At 63.7% G+C, this 16,192-nt stretch carries 15 protein-coding genes; 3 read left to right on the plus strand and 12 right to left on the minus strand.

Translation table 11 applies throughout. The features are described 5' to 3' along the window. Positions 1 to 106: 106 nt before the first annotated feature. Positions 107 to 2,485 (plus strand): TonB-dependent receptor, encoded by a 2,379-nt coding sequence (locus tag KT882_RS25365; protein ID WP_228893598.1) that lies wholly within the window; start codon positions 107 to 109, stop codon positions 2,483 to 2,485. Between the two features lie 106 nt (positions 2,486 to 2,591). On the opposite strand, the gene KT882_RS25370 is transcribed toward KT882_RS25365, so the two are convergent. The 9 genes from KT882_RS25370 to KT882_RS25410 all read right to left on the minus strand — a co-directional run bounded on the left by KT882_RS25370 (position 2,592) and on the right by KT882_RS25410 (position 11,405). Then, positions 2,592 to 4,235 carry a methyl-accepting chemotaxis protein gene (locus tag KT882_RS25370; RefSeq protein WP_228893599.1) on the minus strand — a complete coding sequence of 548 codons (1,644 nt, stop codon included), beginning with the start codon at positions 4,233 to 4,235 and terminating at the stop codon, positions 2,592 to 2,594. A 140-nt stretch (positions 4,236 to 4,375) separates the two neighbouring features. Continuing rightward, a complete protein-coding gene (locus KT882_RS25375) occupies positions 4,376 to 5,308 on the minus strand; it encodes a CysB family HTH-type transcriptional regulator (protein WP_228893600.1) in 933 nt (310 codons plus the stop codon). After that, positions 5,305 to 6,378, minus strand: a complete 1,074-nt coding sequence (locus KT882_RS25380) for a sulfate/molybdate ABC transporter ATP-binding protein (protein WP_161073739.1) — start codon at positions 6,376 to 6,378, stop codon at positions 5,305 to 5,307. The genes KT882_RS25375 and KT882_RS25380 overlap by 4 nt, the downstream gene beginning before the upstream one ends. Positions 6,379 to 6,381: 3 nt before the next feature. Beyond that, complete coding sequence (gene cysW, locus KT882_RS25385) at positions 6,382 to 7,269, minus strand: sulfate ABC transporter permease subunit CysW (protein WP_228893601.1); 888 nt, start codon at positions 7,267 to 7,269, stop codon at positions 6,382 to 6,384. Continuing rightward, positions 7,269 to 8,075: a sulfate ABC transporter permease subunit CysT gene (cysT, locus tag KT882_RS25390; RefSeq protein WP_161073786.1), complete on the minus strand. Its 807-nt coding sequence runs from the start codon at positions 8,073 to 8,075 to the stop codon at positions 7,269 to 7,271. The genes cysW and cysT overlap by 1 nt, the downstream gene beginning before the upstream one ends. Before the next feature lie 187 nt (positions 8,076 to 8,262). Next, on the minus strand, positions 8,263 to 9,036 hold the full coding sequence (locus KT882_RS25395) for a sulfite exporter TauE/SafE family protein (RefSeq protein WP_228893602.1): 774 nt from the start codon (positions 9,034 to 9,036) through the stop codon (positions 8,263 to 8,265). 134 nt (positions 9,037 to 9,170) lie between these two features. Further along, complete coding sequence (locus KT882_RS25400; protein ID WP_161073736.1) at positions 9,171 to 9,809, minus strand: peroxiredoxin; 639 nt, start codon at positions 9,807 to 9,809, stop codon at positions 9,171 to 9,173. 94 nt (positions 9,810 to 9,903) lie between these two features. Continuing rightward, positions 9,904 to 10,908, minus strand: a complete 1,005-nt coding sequence (locus KT882_RS25405) for a sulfate ABC transporter substrate-binding protein (protein ID WP_161073735.1) — start codon at positions 10,906 to 10,908, stop codon at positions 9,904 to 9,906. A 110-nt stretch (positions 10,909 to 11,018) separates the two neighbouring features. Beyond that, positions 11,019 to 11,405, minus strand: coding sequence for a diacylglycerol kinase (locus KT882_RS25410; protein ID WP_161073734.1), 387 nt, complete (start codon positions 11,403 to 11,405; stop codon positions 11,019 to 11,021). 129 nt (positions 11,406 to 11,534) lie between these two features. Between KT882_RS25410 and KT882_RS25415 the strand changes: the two genes are divergently transcribed. Next, positions 11,535 to 12,314 carry an IclR family transcriptional regulator gene (locus tag KT882_RS25415; protein ID WP_161073733.1) on the plus strand — a complete coding sequence of 260 codons (780 nt, stop codon included), beginning with the start codon at positions 11,535 to 11,537 and terminating at the stop codon, positions 12,312 to 12,314. Here the strand turns inward: KT882_RS25415 and KT882_RS25420 are convergent. The 3 genes from KT882_RS25420 to KT882_RS25430 form a co-directional block, all read right to left on the minus strand. After that, positions 12,296 to 13,441, minus strand: coding sequence for a serine hydrolase (locus tag KT882_RS25420; protein WP_161073732.1), 1,146 nt, complete (start codon positions 13,439 to 13,441; stop codon positions 12,296 to 12,298). The two genes, KT882_RS25415 and KT882_RS25420, sit on opposite strands and share 19 nt — an antisense overlap. Positions 13,442 to 13,546: 105 nt before the next feature. Then, positions 13,547 to 14,242 (minus strand): nitroreductase, encoded by a 696-nt coding sequence (locus tag KT882_RS25425; protein WP_161073785.1) that lies wholly within the window; start codon positions 14,240 to 14,242, stop codon positions 13,547 to 13,549. Positions 14,243 to 14,259: 17 nt separating this feature from the next. Beyond that, complete coding sequence (locus tag KT882_RS25430) at positions 14,260 to 15,129, minus strand: DMT family transporter (protein WP_161073731.1); 870 nt, start codon at positions 15,127 to 15,129, stop codon at positions 14,260 to 14,262. A 357-nt stretch (positions 15,130 to 15,486) separates the two neighbouring features. Between KT882_RS25430 and KT882_RS25435 the strand changes: the two genes are divergently transcribed. Then, positions 15,487 to 16,050, plus strand: coding sequence for a phasin family protein (locus KT882_RS25435; RefSeq protein ID WP_161073730.1), 564 nt, complete (start codon positions 15,487 to 15,489; stop codon positions 16,048 to 16,050). Positions 16,051 to 16,192: the final 142 nt, after the last annotated feature.

Genomic DNA, 16,192 nt, shown 5'->3' on the forward strand with positions numbered 1-16,192 from the left:
CAAGGCTGCATATATCGAGGGGACATAAGCTTAGCAATAAGCATTCGTTCCCTCTTTGACAACGCATCGGTAAGCTCCCGGCTTTACACAAGCAAGAGAGTCAGCCATGAGTTTCCGCCATACCCAAGCACATCCCGGCCGCGCACTGCTGGCCTTCAGCCTGGTCGCCTCGCTCGGCCTGCCTGCCGCAGCCCAGGAGCTGCCGTCCGGCGACGTGCAGACCGTGCTCGTCACCGGCACCTACGCCAAGAACCGCCGCACCAGCGACTCCGAATCCCCGGTCGACATCATCGGCGCGCGCGAGCTGCAGGCCTCCGGTTCCAGCGAGCTGGCCACGGTGCTGGGCCGCGTGCTGCCCTCGGTGAACTTCCCGCGCCCCTCCGGCGCCGACGCCAGCGACGCCGTGCGCCCCGCGCAGCTGCGCGGCCTGTCGCCGGACCAGGTGCTGGTGCTGGTGAACGGCAAGCGCCGCCATGCCTCCGCCGTGGTGAACGTGAACGGCACGCTGGGACGCGGCTCCGCGCCGGTGGACCTGAACGCCATTCCCATCGCCGCCATCGACCACATTGAAGTGCTGCGCGACGGCGCGGCCGCCCAGTACGGCTCGGACGCCATCGCCGGCGTGATCAACATCATCCTGAAAAAAGGCGCCAAGGGCGGCGAAGCGGAAATCGGCTACGGCCAGTACAAGGAAGGCGACGGCGAGAGCGTCACGCTGCGCGCCACCGGCGGCTTCGACCTGGGCAACGGCGGCTGGCTGCGCCTGGCGGCGGAAGCGGCCGACCGCAACCCCACCAACCGCGCCGGCCCCGACCTGCGCAATCCGGCCGAGCCGCGTTACGGCAAAGTCAACCAGCGCTTCGGCGACCCGGACACCAAGCCGCGCAACCTGTTCTTCAACAGCCAGCTGCGCGTGAACGACGACATCGACTTCTACGCCTTCGGCAATTTCGGCCAGCGCAAGACCGAGGCCGCCGCCACCTGGCGCACCGCGCTGAACGGCACCGCCCAGCGCACGCCGCTGTTCCCGGAAGGCTTCCTGCCGCTGCAGGACAGCACCTCCATCGACGAATCGCTGACCGCCGGCCTGCGCGGCGCGGCCGGCGCCTGGCGCTGGGACGCCAGCCTGGACTACGGCAGCAACCGCTTCGACCTGAACATCCATAACACCGTCAACCAGGACCTGAAGGAAAAGAGCCCCACCAGCTTCCACCTGGGCAAACTGACCAACACCCAGTCCGTGTTCAACTTCGACCTGGCGCGCGAGTTCGCCGTGCCCGGCCTGAGCGGACCGCTGACCGCCGCCGCCGGCGTGGAAGCGCGCCGCGAGAGCTATGAAATCGAAGCGGGCGACGCGGCCTCCTACAGCGGCAGCGGCTCGCAGGGCTTCAGCGGCTTCCGTCCGGTCAACGCGGGCAAGAACAGCCGCAACAACAAGTCCATCTACCTGAACCTGGAAGCGCCGTTCACCAGGCAGTTCTCCGGCGCGCTGGCGGCCCGCCACGAAGACTACAGCGACTTCGGCACCACCACCTCGGCCAAGGCTTCGGCGCGCTACGCCTTCAGCGACGCGGTCTCGCTGCGCGGCACCGCCTCCAGCGGCTTCCGCGCGCCGTCGCTGGCGCAGCAGTTCTACACCATCACCACCACCAACTTCTCCATCATCAACGGCGTCAACACGCCGATCGAGACCGGCACCTTCGCCGTCAACAGCACCGCCGCGCTGGCGCTGGGCGCGCAGCCGCTGAAACCGGAGAAGGCCAAGAATTTGAGCCTGGGCCTGCAGCTGCAGCCCTTCCGCAACTTCAGCACCACAGTGGACGCCTACCGCATCGACATCGACGACCGCATCCTGTTCTCGGCCAACCTGATCCTGCCGGACGCGCTGAAAGCCACGCTGGCCGCGCAAGGCGCGCTGGTGGGCGCGGCGCGCTACTTCACCAACGCGGTGGACACGCGCACCAAGGGCGTCGACCTGGTGAGCACCTACCGCGTGGACCTGGCCAACAAGGACAGGCTGGACTTCACGCTGGCCTACAACCGCAACAAGAACGAGATCGTGCGCATCGCCGACAACCCGGCTGTGCTGACCGCGAACAAGCTGCTGCTGATCGACCGCCAGACGGTTAACCGCGCCACGGTGGGTTCGCCCAAGGACAAGTTCAGCCTGGCGGCCGACTACACGGCGGGCATCTGGACGGCGCGCGGCCTGGTCACGCGCTACGGCAGCTTTACCGTGCCGCAGAACGTGGCGGCGCAGGACCAGGTGTACAGCCCGCAGTGGGTGCTGGACGTGTCCGGCAGTGTGAAGCTGGGCAAGAACTGGAAGCTGAGCGCGGGCGTGGATAACCTGACCGACAAGTATCCGGACCAGGTGACGTCGTTGAACAATCTTAATAACAACGGCATCAACCCGTATAGCGGCTTTGCGCCGAATGGGTTCAACGGGCGCTACTACTACGCCAAGGCTGGCTATAGCTGGTAAGCAGGGATGGCGGGTTACGGCGCGCTGCGCCTAACCCGCCCTACGATGAACTGTGAGCGACCGTAGGGCGGGTTAGATGCGCAGCATCGTAACCCGCCACAGCGCGCTAAGACTCAACCCAAACGCCCTCCCTGGCGGCACGCTGCGCCGGCCCCGGCAACGCGCGCCGTGCCGGTTGCGCCTGGTACTGCTGCTCCGCCAGCCGGAACACGCTCACCGCTTCCGCCAGCAGCTCGGCCTGGTCGCGCATCGACTGCGCGGCGGCGGCCGCTTCTTCCACCAATGCCGCATTCTGCTGCGTCACATCGTCTATCGACACAATGGCCTGGTTCACCTGCGCGATGCCGGAACTCTGCTCCTGGCTGGCCGCGCTGATCTCGGTCATGATGTCGGCCACCTGCCGCACCGCCTTGACGATGCCTTCCATCGTCGCGCCAGCTTCGTCCACCAGGCGCGCGCCGGTGTCCACGGTTTCCACCGACTGGCCTATCAGCGCCTTGATCTCCTTCGCCGCCGCCGCCGAACGCTGAGCCAGGTTGCGCACCTCGCTCGCCACCACGGCAAAGCCCCTGCCCTGCTCGCCCGCGCGCGCCGCTTCCACCGCCGCGTTCAGGGCCAGGATATTGGTCTGGAAAGCGATGCCGTCAATCACGCCGATAATGTCCACGATCTTGTTCGAGCTTTCCTTGATGGCGCCCATGGTGCTCACCACCTCGCCCACCACTTTGCCGCCCTTGGTGGCGAACTCGGAGGCCGACACCACCAGCGACGTGGCCTGCCGCGCGTTCTCCGCATTCTGCGTGACGGTCGAGGTCAGCTCCTCCATCGAGGAAGCGGTTTCCTCCAGGCTGGAAGCCTGCTGCTCGGTGCGCGAGGACAAGTCCAGGTTGCCGCTGGCGATCTCGCTGGAGGCGGTGGAAATGGTGTCCGATCCGGACCGCACCCTGCCCACGGTGCGCGCCAGGCTCTCGTTCATATTCTTCAGCGCGCGCAGCAGCTGGCCGGTTTCGTCGGCGCTGTCGCATTCTATATGCTGGGTCAGGTCGCCGCCGGCCACCGCCTCGGCCACGCCCACGGCACGGTTCAGCGGACTGGTGATGCTGCGCGTAATCCAGTACACCACCACGGCCGCCAGCACGGATGCGATCACCGTCAGCGCTATCATCATGGTGCGCGCGCCCAGATAGGCCGCGTGCGCGTCCGTGGCGGCTTTGTTGACGGCTTCGGTTTGATATTTGACCAGGTCGGTCAGGGAGTTGAGATAAGCGGTCTGCTCCTTGCGCACCGTGGTCAGCAGGTAGACCACGTTCTCGTCGCGCTTGCCCACGTCGGCGGACTTGCCCACGAAGGCGCTCTGCACCACCTCGTAGCGCTGGCGCGCCTCCATCACGGCCTTGAGCTTGGCCTTGCTTTCCGCATCTTCGTCGTCGGAAATCAGGGCAGTGAGCTTGTCCAGGCGGGCGGCGATTTCCACCTTCCTGTCATCCACCCGCTTGAGTTCCTTGCGCACGGTTTCCGGGTCGGTGGACAGCATGGCGTTGCGCATGGCGCGGGCAATGTCGTTGACGCCGCCCACCGCTTCATAGGCCTCGATCACCTTGGGCACCTTGTCGGCGGCCAGGTCGTCGGTACCGCTGTTCAGCTTGCCGAGATTGCCGATGCCGACCACCGACATGCCCACCATGAAGACCAGCGACAATCCCAGCCCGCCGGCGAGGCGCGTCCCTATTTTCCAGTTACCGATGCCCATATGACGCTCCCTGAACTTTAAAACAATGTTTCAAAAATGGGGTGCTGTGCGGCTTAGAACTGAAATCAGTATATGGCTTTATGACAATGGCTGGCAGGAAAATAGATAGTCTGTTTTCCCACCGCAACACCCCATGCGCTTTACGCGGCCTCAGGCCCGGCAAGGGCTACTTCGATATCGCTGCGGCGCAGCTCGGGCGCGAACTGCAGGATGAACTCCTGCGCATAGGTGCGCAGGTAGGCGCCGCGCCGCACCGCCAGGCGCGTGGTGTTCGCCGCGAACAGGTGCGACGCTTCCACCGCGCGCAGGCCCTTGTCGCGCCCGTGGTCGAAGGCCATCGAGGCCACGATGCCCACGCCCAAGCCCAGCGACACATACTGCTTGATGACGTCCGAATCCATGGCCGTCAGCACGATGTCCGGACGCACGCCGGCGCGCGCGAACGCGTCGTCCAGGTGGCCGCGCCCGGTAAAGCCCACGTCGTAGGTAATCAGCGGGAACTCGGCCAGGTCCTCCAGGCGGATATTGGTGCGGCCCAGCAGCGGATGGCCGTCCGGCACCACGATCAAGTGGCTCCAGCGATAGCACGGGAAGGATACCAGGTCCGGGAACTGGCTCAGGCCCTCGGTGGCGATGCCGATGTCCGCCTTGCCCGACAGCACCCATTCCGCAATATGCTCGGGCGAGCTTTGCTGCAGGGCGATGCGCACGTCGGGGAAGGCGGCGCGGAAGCTCTGCACCACTTTCGGCAGCGCGTAGCGCGCCTGCGTGTGGGTGGCGGCGATGGTCAGGGTGCCGCTGTTCTGGCCGGTGTATTCCTGGCTGGCCTGCTGCAGATTCTCGGCCTCCACCAGCAAGCGGTCGATAATCTTCAGGATGCCCTTGCCGGGGTCGGTCAAACCGGTCAGGCGCTTGCCGTTGCGCTCGAAGATGACCACGCCCAGCTCGTCTTCCAGCTCGCGGATCTGGCGGCTCACGCCGGGCTGCGACGTGAACAGCGCATTGGCCACTTCGGTCAGGTTGAAGTTGCGGCGGGCCGCTTCGCGTATGGAACGCAGTTGCTGGAAATTCATATCGCGCTTCCTTCATCAACAAACACATGCAGGCGTTTCGGACGCACCACCAGGGTCTCGCCTTCCTTCAGGCCCAGATGGCTGTAGCGCTCGTTCGGTATCACCGCTTCGATGATCTCGGCGTTGTCGGCGCGCTCCAGGTCCAGCTGGGCCAGCGGGCCGATGGCGTGCGCGCGGCGCAGCTTGACCACGATGCCCTCGGCGCCCTGCGTGTAGCGGTCCACGTCCAGGTCGTGCGGACGCACATAGGCGATGCCCTTGCTGTCCTGCGTCTCGCCGTGCGAGGCCAGGTCCAGCGCCACGCCGCCGGTGGTGATCACGCCTTCATGCACGCGGCCGTGGAACATGTTCACATTGCCCAGGAAGCCGTACACGAAGGGCGACGCGGGATGGTTGTACACCTGGTCCGGCGCGCCTATCTGTTCGACATTGCCCTTGTTCATCAGCACCACCTGGTCTGCCACTTCCAGCGCTTCCTCCTGGTCGTGCGTGACGAAGATGCTGGTCACGTGCAGCTCGTCGTGCAGGCGGCGCAGCCAGCGGCGCAGCTCCTTGCGCACCTTGGCGTCCAGCGCGCCGAACGGTTCGTCCAGCAGCAGCACGCGCGGCTCCACCGCCAGCGCACGCGCCAGGGCGATGCGCTGGCGCTGTCCGCCGGACAGCTGCGGCGGATAGCGGTCGGCCAGCCAGTCCAGCTGCACCAGGCCCAGCAGGTCCATGACCTTCTTCTTGATCTGCGACTCGGACGGACGCTCGGCGCGCGATTTCACGCGCAGGCCGAAGGCCACGTTCTCGAACACGGTCATGTGCTTGAACAGCGCGTAATGCTGGAACACAAAGCCCACCTGGCGCTCGCGCACATGGCGGTCGGAGGCGTCCTTGCCGTCCAGCAGGACCTGGCCCGAGTCCGGATGCTCCAGGCCGGCGATGCAGCGCAGCAGCGTGGTCTTGCCGCAGCCGGACGGTCCCAGCAGCGCGGTCAGTTCGCCCGTGGGAAAGTCCAGCGACACATTGTTCAGGGCGGTAAATTCGCCGAAACGCTTGTTGATGTTTTTGACTGCGATCGTCATGGCTCAGTGCTCCGAAGTTTGACCGGCGTAGTCTTCATGCAGACGCCAGGCGATAAAGGATTTCAAGGCCAGCGTGACCAGCGCCAGCAGTGCCAGCAGCGAGGCCACGGCGAAAGCGGCCGCGAAGTTGTATTCGTTGTAGAGGATTTCCACCTGCAGCGGCACCGTGTTGGTCTCGCCACGGATATGGCCGGACACCACCGACACCGCACCGAACTCGCCCATGGCGCGGGCGTTGCACAGGATGACGCCGTACAGCAGGCCCCATTTGATGTTCGGCAGCGTCACGCGGAAGAAGGTCTGCCAGCCGGACGCGCCCAGCACCAGGGCCGCCTCTTCTTCCTCGCTGCCCTGCGCCTGCATCAGCGGGATCAGTTCGCGCGCCACGAAGGGGAAGGTCACGAAGATGGTGGCCAGCACGATGCCCGGCACCGCGAACAGGATCTTGATGTCGTGCGCGGACAGCCACGGGCCGAACCAGCCCTGCGCGCCGAACAGCAGCACGTAGATCAGGCCGGAGATCACCGGCGACACCGAGAACGGCAGGTCGATCAGCGTCAGCAAAAAGCTCTTGCCGCGAAACTCGAACTTGGCGATGCACCAGGAAGCGGCCACGCCGAACACCAGGTTCAGCGGCACGGCGATGGCGGCCGTGATCAGCGTGAGCTTGATGGCGGAGATGGCGTCGTCCTCGACGATGGCGGAGGCGTACACGTCCCAGCCTTTTTTCAGCGCCTCGGCAAACACGGCCACCAACGGCACGAACAGGAACAGCGTCAAAAAGGCCAAAGCGACAGCGATCAGCATGCCGCGCACCCACAGCGGCTCCAGGATATTCGGCGCGGACGCCAGTTCGCCGCGGCGTGGCACGACAGGAGTTGGAGCGCTCATTATTTACCCGACTTTCCGCGAGCCCAGGCTTGCAGCAGATTGATGGACAGCAGCAGCACGAAGGAGATCAGCAGCATCACCACGGCGATCGCCGTGGCGCCCGCGTAGTCGTACTGCTCCAGCTTGGTGATGATGAACAGCGGCGTAATCTCGGACACCATGGGCATATTGCCGGCGATGAAAATCACCGAGCCGTATTCGCCGGTGGCGCGCGCGAAGGCCAGCGCGAAGCCGGTCATCAGCGAAGGCAGCACGGTGGGGAAGACCACGCGCACAAAGGTCTGGAAGGCGCTGGCGCCCAGGCTGGCGGCGGCCTCTTCCAGTTCGCGCTCGGCGTCCTCCAGCACGGGCTGCACGGTGCGCACCACGAAAGGCAGGCCGATAAAGGTCAGCGCCACCACCACGCCCAGCGGCGTGAACGCCACCTTCAGGCCCAGCGTGCCTTCCAGGAAGGAACCGAACCAGCCGTTGGAGGAATACAGCGCCGTCAGCGTGATGCCGGCCACGGCGGTGGGCAGCGCGAACGGCAGGTCCACCAGCGCGTCCACGATGCGCTTGCCGGGGAACTGGTAGCGCACCAGCACCCAGGCCACGATGAAGCCGAAGATGGCGTTGATGAAGGCGCCGATCAGCGAAGCGCCAAAGGTCAGGCGGTAGGACGCCATCACGCGTTCGGACGTGACGGCGGTCCAGAACTGCTCCCAGGTCATGGTGAACGTTTTCAGGAACACCGCCGACAAGGGGATCAGCACGATCAGCGACAGATAGAAGATCGTGAAGCCCAGCGACAGCTTAAAGCCCGGCATCACCCTGAATGGGGCGCTCCTGGGTTGGTATGTCACCGGCGGGGCGGCCGGGATGGCGACTGCAGACATGAACACTCCTCTTATTACAATTCCGAGTTTAGGCCCGGATAATCGCATAGAGGAGTTATGAAGCAAACGACGCAATTGTCATTTGCTTAGATATGAATTTGCCAGTGTTGTCAGCGCCTTATGCCAGCAGCTTGGCCGCCACCGCCGTCAGCGTTGCGGCCAGCAGGCCGCGCAGCACGCGCTCGGGCACGGCGCGCGCAAACCAGGAACCGATGGTGATGCCGGGCACGGAGCCCACCAGCAGGGTCAGCAGCAGCATCCAGTCGATGGAACCCAGCCACCAGTGGCCGACGGCCGCCACGGCCGTCAGCGGCACCGCATAGGCGATATCGGTGCCCGCCACTTCGGCGGCGCTCAGGCGCGGATACAGCATCACCAGCAGGGTGGCGCCGATGGCGCCGGCGCCGATGGAGGAAATGGTGACCAGCGTGCCCAGCACGGCGCCGGACACCACGGTGGCGGTGCTCAGCGCGCGGCCCTGCAGCTGGCGTTCGGGATGGGCGTTGATCCAGGCCAGCATCTTGCTGCGGAACAGGATGGCGACCACCGTCAGCAGGACGGAGCCGGCGATGGAATAGCGTATCAGCTGGCCGATTTCCTTGTCCAGCGCGCCGAACTGCTTGAGGCCGATGGCGGCCACGATGGCGGCCGGGACTGCGCCCAGGCACAGCAGGCGCACGATATCCCAGCGCACGGTGCCGCGCAGGCGGTGCGTGAAAGTACCAGCGGATTTGGTGACGGCCGCGAAGGCCAGGTCGGTGCCCACGGCAACCGAAGGAGAGACGCCGAACAGCAGCGTCAGGATAGGTGTCATCAGCGAACCGCCGCCCACGCCAGTCATGCCGACCAGCAGGCCTACGCCGAAACCTGATGCAATAAACGACAAATCCATGCGAACTCTCCAATAAGAGCCGCAAGGGTAACCAGAGTTGCGGGAAATCCAAACAACGGAAATCCTATTTGCTTATGCGTACAGCGGCCGAGTTCACTGCTGGGGTCAGTCCCGGCGGGACTGACCCCGGATGTTTACTTGTTCGGCTGAGGGGTCACGCGCAGGTAAGGCCGCTCGGCTTTGAAGCCTTTCGGATACTTCTGCTTCAGCACTTCCGGGTCCTGCACGGTCAGCGGAATAATGACATCGTCGCCATCTTTCCAGTTGCCCGGCGTGGCCACGGTGTAGCCGTCGGTCAGCTGCAGGGCGTCGATGACGCGCAGCACTTCGTCGAAGTTGCGGCCGGTGCTCATCGGATAGGTGATGGACAGGCGGATTTTCTTGTTCGGATCGATCACGAACAGCGTGCGCACGGTGGCCGTGGCGGATTGCTCCGGGTGGATCATGTCGTACAGGTTGGCGACCTTCTTGTCCGCGTCGGCGATGATGGGGAAGCCCACCACGGTTTTCTGCGTTTCCTCGATGTCCTTGATCCAGGCGGCGTGCGACTCAACCGGGTCCACCGACAGCGCGATGGCTTTCACATTGCGCTTGTCGAATTCCGGCTTCAGCTTGGCGGTCAGGCCCAGTTCGGTGGTGCACACCGGGGTGAAGTCGGCTGGGTGCGAGAACAGCACCACCCAGGAGTTGCCAGCCCACTCGTGGAACTTGATAGGGCCGATGGAAGATTGCTGCTCGAAATCGGGGGCGACGTCGCCCAGGCGTAAGGTCATAATAACTCCTCGAAAATATTGACGATCTAATCATTGTGCACCCGCCGCCCCCTGCTTTGCAAGCAAAGTCGGAGGCGGCGGAAGCCGCCGGGGCTTATTTGCCCGGGGTGTAGATCTGGTCAAACACGCCGCCGTCGGCGAAGTGCACCTTCTGCGCCGTGGTCCAGTCGCCCGCCACTTGCGCCAGCGTGAACAGTTTCACGTTGGGGAACTGGGCTGCGTATTTCTTGGCTTCCTTCTCCACGGTAGGACGGTAGTAGTTCTTGGCGATCAGTTCCTGCGCCTCGTCCGTGTACAGGAAGTTCAGGTAGGCCTCCGCCACTTTGCGGGTGCCGCGCTTGTCCACCACTTTGTCGACCACGGCCACCGGCGGCTCGGCCAGGATGCTGACCGACGGCGCCACGATTTCAACCTTGTTCGGCCCCAGTTCCTTGATGGCCAGCAGCGCTTCGTTTTCCCAGGCGATCAGCACGTCGCCGATGCCGCGTTCGACGAAGGTGGTGGTGGCGCCGCGCGCGCCGGAGTCCAGCACCGGCACGTTTTTGTACAGCTTCTTCAGGAAGTCCTTGGCGCTGGCGTCGCTGCCGCCTTGCTGGCGCAGTGCGTAGCCGTAGGCGGCCAGGTGGTTCCAGCGCGCGCCGCCCGAGGTTTTCGGATTCGGCGTGATGACGGCCACGCCCGGTTTCACCAGGTCGCTCCAGTCCTTGATGCCTTTAGGATTACCCTTGCGCACCAGGAACACGATGGTCGAGCTGTACGGAGTGCTGTTGTGGCCCAGGCGTTTCTGCCAGTCCTTGTTCAGCAGGCTGCGCTCGGCGATGGCGTCGATGTCGTAGGCCAGCGCCAGCGTCACCACGTCCGCCTCCAGGCCGTCGATCACGGCGCGGCCCTGCTTGCCCGAGCCGCCGTGCGACTGCTTGATCTTGACGGTGTCGCCGGTCTTGGCCTTGTAGTCCTTGGCGAAGGCGGTGTTGACGTCCGCGTACAGCTCGCGGGTTGGGTCATAGGAAACGTTCAGCAGGCTGAACTCGGCGGCCAGCGCAGGCGCGATGGCGGTTGCAGCGAAGACGGTTGCAGCGATAATTTTTTTGGACAGCATCAGAATACCCCGTTGTAGTTAGGACCTCAGAAACTGTAGCTTATCGCCGGCCTATATATTTGAGAACGAAGTATTTAGAGATTCCATATACCGCGAATGCATATGTCTTCTTAGTAGAAGCGCTGCACCAGCACCACCGTCCACGTCAGCGCGGCCAGCAAGCCGCACAGCAGCACGGCGGCGCTGCCGAAGTCCTTGGCGTTTTTGGACAGCGGATGGCGCTCCAGCGAAATGCGGTCCACCACCGCCTCGATGGCCGAATTGATCAACTCCACGATCAGCATCAGCACCAGAGGCGCGATCAGCACCAGCTTCTGGAAGGCCGACACCGGCAGCAGCAGCGCCGTCACGGCGCCTACGGCAAACAGCATCAATTCCTGGCGGAAAGCGTGCTCGTGGCGCCAGGCGGCCTTCAGACCGTCGAAGGAATACAACAGCGCCGAATAGATGCGCTTGAGGCCGCTCTTGCTTTTAAATTCGCTAACAGGTTGTTCCATATGGCTGTCCAGTATTGATACGGTGCGTCATTATGCCTCCGCCATAGGAGAAGCGCGCGCCGGAATTCCCCTTTTTTTCACATCATGGTATAAAGTAGAGGACAAATACCGCACTGCACCAACCACATCATGAAAATTGAAACCGTCCCTGAGCAAAAAACCACCATCCAGGTGATAGAACGCATGGTTGCGCTGCTCGACGCGCTGGCCAGGTATCCGGACCCGGTGAGCCTGAAGGAACTGTCCAAGGTGTCCGGCCTGCACCCGTCCACGGCGCACCGCATTCTGAACGACATGGTGCTGACGCGTTTTGTGGACCGCATTGAACCGGGCACCTACCGCCTCGGCATGCGCCTGCTGGAACTGGGCAATGTGGTGAAAAGCCGCCTGTCGGTGCGCGAAGCGGCGCTGGACTTCATGCGCTCGCTGCACAAGAAAACCCAGCAGACCATCAACCTGTCGGTGCGCCAGGGCGACGAAATCGTGTATATCGACCGCGCCTTCTCCGAGCGCTCCGGCATGCAGGTGGTGCGCGCCATCGGCGGACGCGGCCCGCTGCACCTGACTTCGACCGGCAAGCTCTTCCTGTCGGTGGACGAGCCGAAAGCCATCCGCGCCTACGCCACGCGCACCGGCCTGGCCGGGCACAACAAGAATTCGATCACGGATCTGGCCAAGCTGGAGCGCGAACTGAGCCTGGTGCGGGCGCGCGGCTATGCGCGCGACAACGAGGAACTGGAACTGGGCGTGCGCTGCATGGCGGCAGGCATACGGGACGACAGCGGCAAGCTGATCGCCGGCCTGTCCATCTCGGCGCCGGCCGACCGCCTGCAGGATGAGTGGCTGGAAGACCTGGTCAGCACCGCCAACCAGATCTCGGCCACGCTCGGCTACATGCCGGTGGAGTAAGCGGGCGAGACGGTGCCGGCGGCGCCGGTCAGTCCGCCGCCCAGCGCGCCGGCTGATATGCCAGTTGATATGCCGGTCGACATGCCGGCCGGCTTCAGCGCTTCCAGCCACTTGCGCATGCGGCCCGCGTCCGCGGCGCGCGCAGCCGAACCCTTGGCGTCGAGCAGCACCATGATGACGGCGCGGCCCTGTATCACCGCCTGCATCAGCATGCAGCGGCCAGCCTCATTGATAAAGCCGGTTTTCTGCAGGCCGATTTCCCAGCCCGGCGTGGCGATCAGGCGGTTGGTGGTGCCGAACTGCATCGGACGGCCATTCGCTTCCACCACGGCTTTCGCGTCGGTGGAATATTCGCGCAGCACCGGGTGCTGGTAGGCCGCCATGGCCAGCTTGGCCAGATCGCGCGCGCTGGCCACATTCATTTTCGACAGGCCGCTGGAATCGACATAGCGGGTGTCCGTCATGCCCAGCGACTGCGCCTTGGCGTTCATGGCGTCCACGAAGGCCGGCAGGCCGCCCGGATAGTGGCGGCCCAGCGCGGACGCGGCACGGTTTTCCGAACTCATCAGCGCGATATGCAGCATATTGGCGCGCGTCAGCTGCGAGCCCACGCGCAGGCGCGAGCTGCTGAATTTCTCGTGGTCGACGTCTTCCTCGGTCACGGTCAGCACTTCGTCCATGTCCTGGCCGGCTTCCACCACCACCAGGCCGGTCATCATCTTGGTGATGGAGGCGATGGGCAGCGCCACGCCGGCATTCTTTTCAAACAGGATTTCCGAATTGGCCTGGTCCAGCACGAAAGCCACATTCGATTTCAGGTCCAGCGGATCGCGCGTCAGATGCAGGCCGGCCAGGTCGCCCATGGTCGGACGGGCCAGGCCCTCGGACACATTGCTCACCTTCTGGTACACCACCTTGCGCTTGCCGTTCACCACCATCACGCGGCGCACGGTGCGCTCGCGCGGCGCGGCGGACGCCATCGGCTGCAGCACCATGGACTGGCGGCGCGGCGTGGCCTTGCTTTTCTTTACAGTGGGCTTGCGCGCGCTCTCCCCCGCATGGGCCGCCGAGGCGGGCAGCGAGACGCACAGCAAGGCGAGTATCGCGCCCAAGGTCAATTTAACCATTTTCGTTCCCCAATGCAGTGAGACTATTCTTGTTGCAGTGTAGCAAAACCTCGCGGTGGCGCAAGCAGTATCCATCCCGCAGCGCACCGTAAAACCACAGCTTGCTCACTCTACAAATTTAACAAAGTGAGCAGCCGGCTCGCGCTCCGTGATCAAGGTGTTCTCGATCCGGCCAGGGTCCGCATAGCCCAGCGACATCCCGCACACCACCATTTCATTATCCGGCAATTCCAGCTCGGCGCGGATAATCTTGTGGTACTGCGTGAAGGCTGCCTGCGGGCAAGTGTCCAGCCCGCGCCCGCGCGCCGCCACCATGATGTTTTGCAGGAACATGCCGTAGTCCAGCCAGGAACCCTGCTCCATCACCCGGTCTATGGTGAACATCAGCCCCACGGGGGCGCCGAAGAAAGCATAGTTGCGGCCATGCTGAGCGGCCATGCCGGCCTTGTTGTCGCGCGTCAGGCCCAGCAGCTTGTACAAATCCCAGCCCACCTTGCGGCGCCGGTCCACATAGGGCGACACCCACTCGCGCGGGTAATACGGATATTCCTCGGTGTGCCGGCTGGCTTCCTCAGGATTATTATGTGCGGCCAGAATACGCTCAGACAAGCGCTGTTTTTTCTCGCCGGTGAGCACGTACACCTTCCACGGCTGAGTATTGGTGCCGGACGGCGCGCGCGCCGCCACCTGCAGCAGCTGTTCGATATCCTCGCGCGCCAGCGGCGTGGGCAGGAAGGCGCGGATGGAGCGGCGCGACGTGATGGCGGCGTCCACCGCCTGCTGGTCTGGAGTATTGATCATCATTCACCTGGGTTGCTTCACCGGGGTTGCTTCACTACGAACACCACGCCCAGCACCGCCAGCGCCATCCCGGCCGCGCCCAGCAGGCTGAACGCTTCGCCGAACATCAGCCAGGCCATGATGGCAGTGGTGGGCGGCGTCAGGTACAGCAAGCTGGTCACCTGGGTGGCGTCGCTGCGGCGTATCAGCGCGAACAGCAGGAAAATCGCGCCGATCGACAGCGCCAGCACAGACCAGGCCAGCGCGCCGACAAAGCGCACAGTCCATTGTATGTCAGTAAAGCTTTCAAAATACAGCGCAAATGGCAAAATCACCACAAACGACGCCGCGAACTGGATCACGGTGCCGGTGCGCAAATCGAACTGCGGGCAGTAGCGGCGCTGGTACATGGTGCCGGCCGTAATGGACAGCAGCGCGAACAGGCACAGCGCAATGGCCTGCCACGACAGGCCCACCAGCGTGATCTTGGCGTACACCACCAGCGCCACCCCGCCCAGGCCGAACAGCAGCCCCAGCCACTGGCGCGGGCGCACCTTCTCGCCGATCAGCGGCGCCGCCATTGCCGTCAGGATGGGCTGCATGCCCACCATCAGCGCGGTCAGCCCGGCCGGCATGCCCAGCTTGATGGCGCACCACACGCCGGCCAGGTAGCCCGCCTGCATCAGCAGCCCGGCCAGCGCCACTTGTTTGATCTTGCCTGTCGGCCAGGGAGCGCGCATCAGCAGCACCAGCGGCAGCAAAATGGCCAGCACGCCCAGGAAGCGCAGCAGCAGGAAGCTCAGCGGCGGCGCATACGGCAGGCCGAACTTGGCCACGATAAAGCCGGTGCTCCACAGGAATACGAAGAACAGCGGGATGGGTGACAAAAAAGAAGCGGTTTTGGGCATGGTGGCTACCAAAAGTATCGGACGCGCCCAACCAGACAGTGGATGTTGCACGGAAGATATAGAGTCTAGCACGGAGCGGATTTTCGGGTCCGGCGCCGCCGCAAGTGCAGCAAAGTTGCTCTAGATCAAAACGGAGTTTCCGCCCTAAGGTATAGGGCAAACGGCGCGGAGTGAGTTCCTTTGTGCAACGCACAAAAATCGCTTGACTTAAAAAATTAAAGCCGTAAAATCGGGTTTGTTGCGTTGCACAATTTGTTGTTCGGACCTGAAAGAATCGCGTCACCGTTTTACTGCAGGTAGCTTTCAGCAGCATCTAACGCTTATATCGCTTAAATCACTTCAAGACTGGAGATTTACATGTTTTCTATCCCTGAGCAATTTTCCAATGCGACCAAAGCCAACTTTGAGAGCCAATTCGCCATCTTCTCGTCGCTGACCGCCAAAGCCTTCGAAGGCGTGGAAAAGCTGGTCGACCTGAACCTGACCGCTGCCAAAGCATCGCTGGAAGAGTCCTCGGTTGCCGCCAAGCAGCTGCTGTCGGCTAAGGATCCACAAGAATTCTTCTCGCTGGCCGCCGCCCAAGTGCAGCCTAGCGCCGAAAAAACCATCGCCTACGGCCGTCACCTGGCAGCCATCGCTTCCGGCACCCAGGCTGAATTCAGCCGCGCTGCTGAAACGCAAATCGCCGAAACCAACCGCAAGGTCATCTCGCTGGTGGACGAAGTGAGCAAGAACGCGCCAGCCGGTTCGGAAAACGCGATCGCCCTGCTGAAATCGACCCTGGGCAACGCCAGCGCCGGTTACGAGCAGTTCACCAAATCCGCCAAGCAAGCTGGCGAAGCCATCGAGACCAACCTGAACGCCGCCGTGAACCAGTTCACCGCCGCCGCCGCCAAGGTTGCTCCCGCTGCCAAGAAGTAATGCATGAAGCGCCGGCCTCCACGGAGGCCGGCTCCGCGCAGGTCTCCTCGGCATCCGTGGTGTCCTCTCTGGCGGATGTCCTTCATCAGCCCCGGCTAGTCCGGGGCTTTTTTTCGTCCTGTCCCGGTACATCGGTGCTTGC

It is taken from the genome of Pseudoduganella aquatica, from assembly GCF_020865585.1.
In the GTDB taxonomy this organism is placed as follows: domain Bacteria; phylum Pseudomonadota; class Gammaproteobacteria; order Burkholderiales; family Burkholderiaceae_D; genus Rugamonas; species Rugamonas aquatica_A.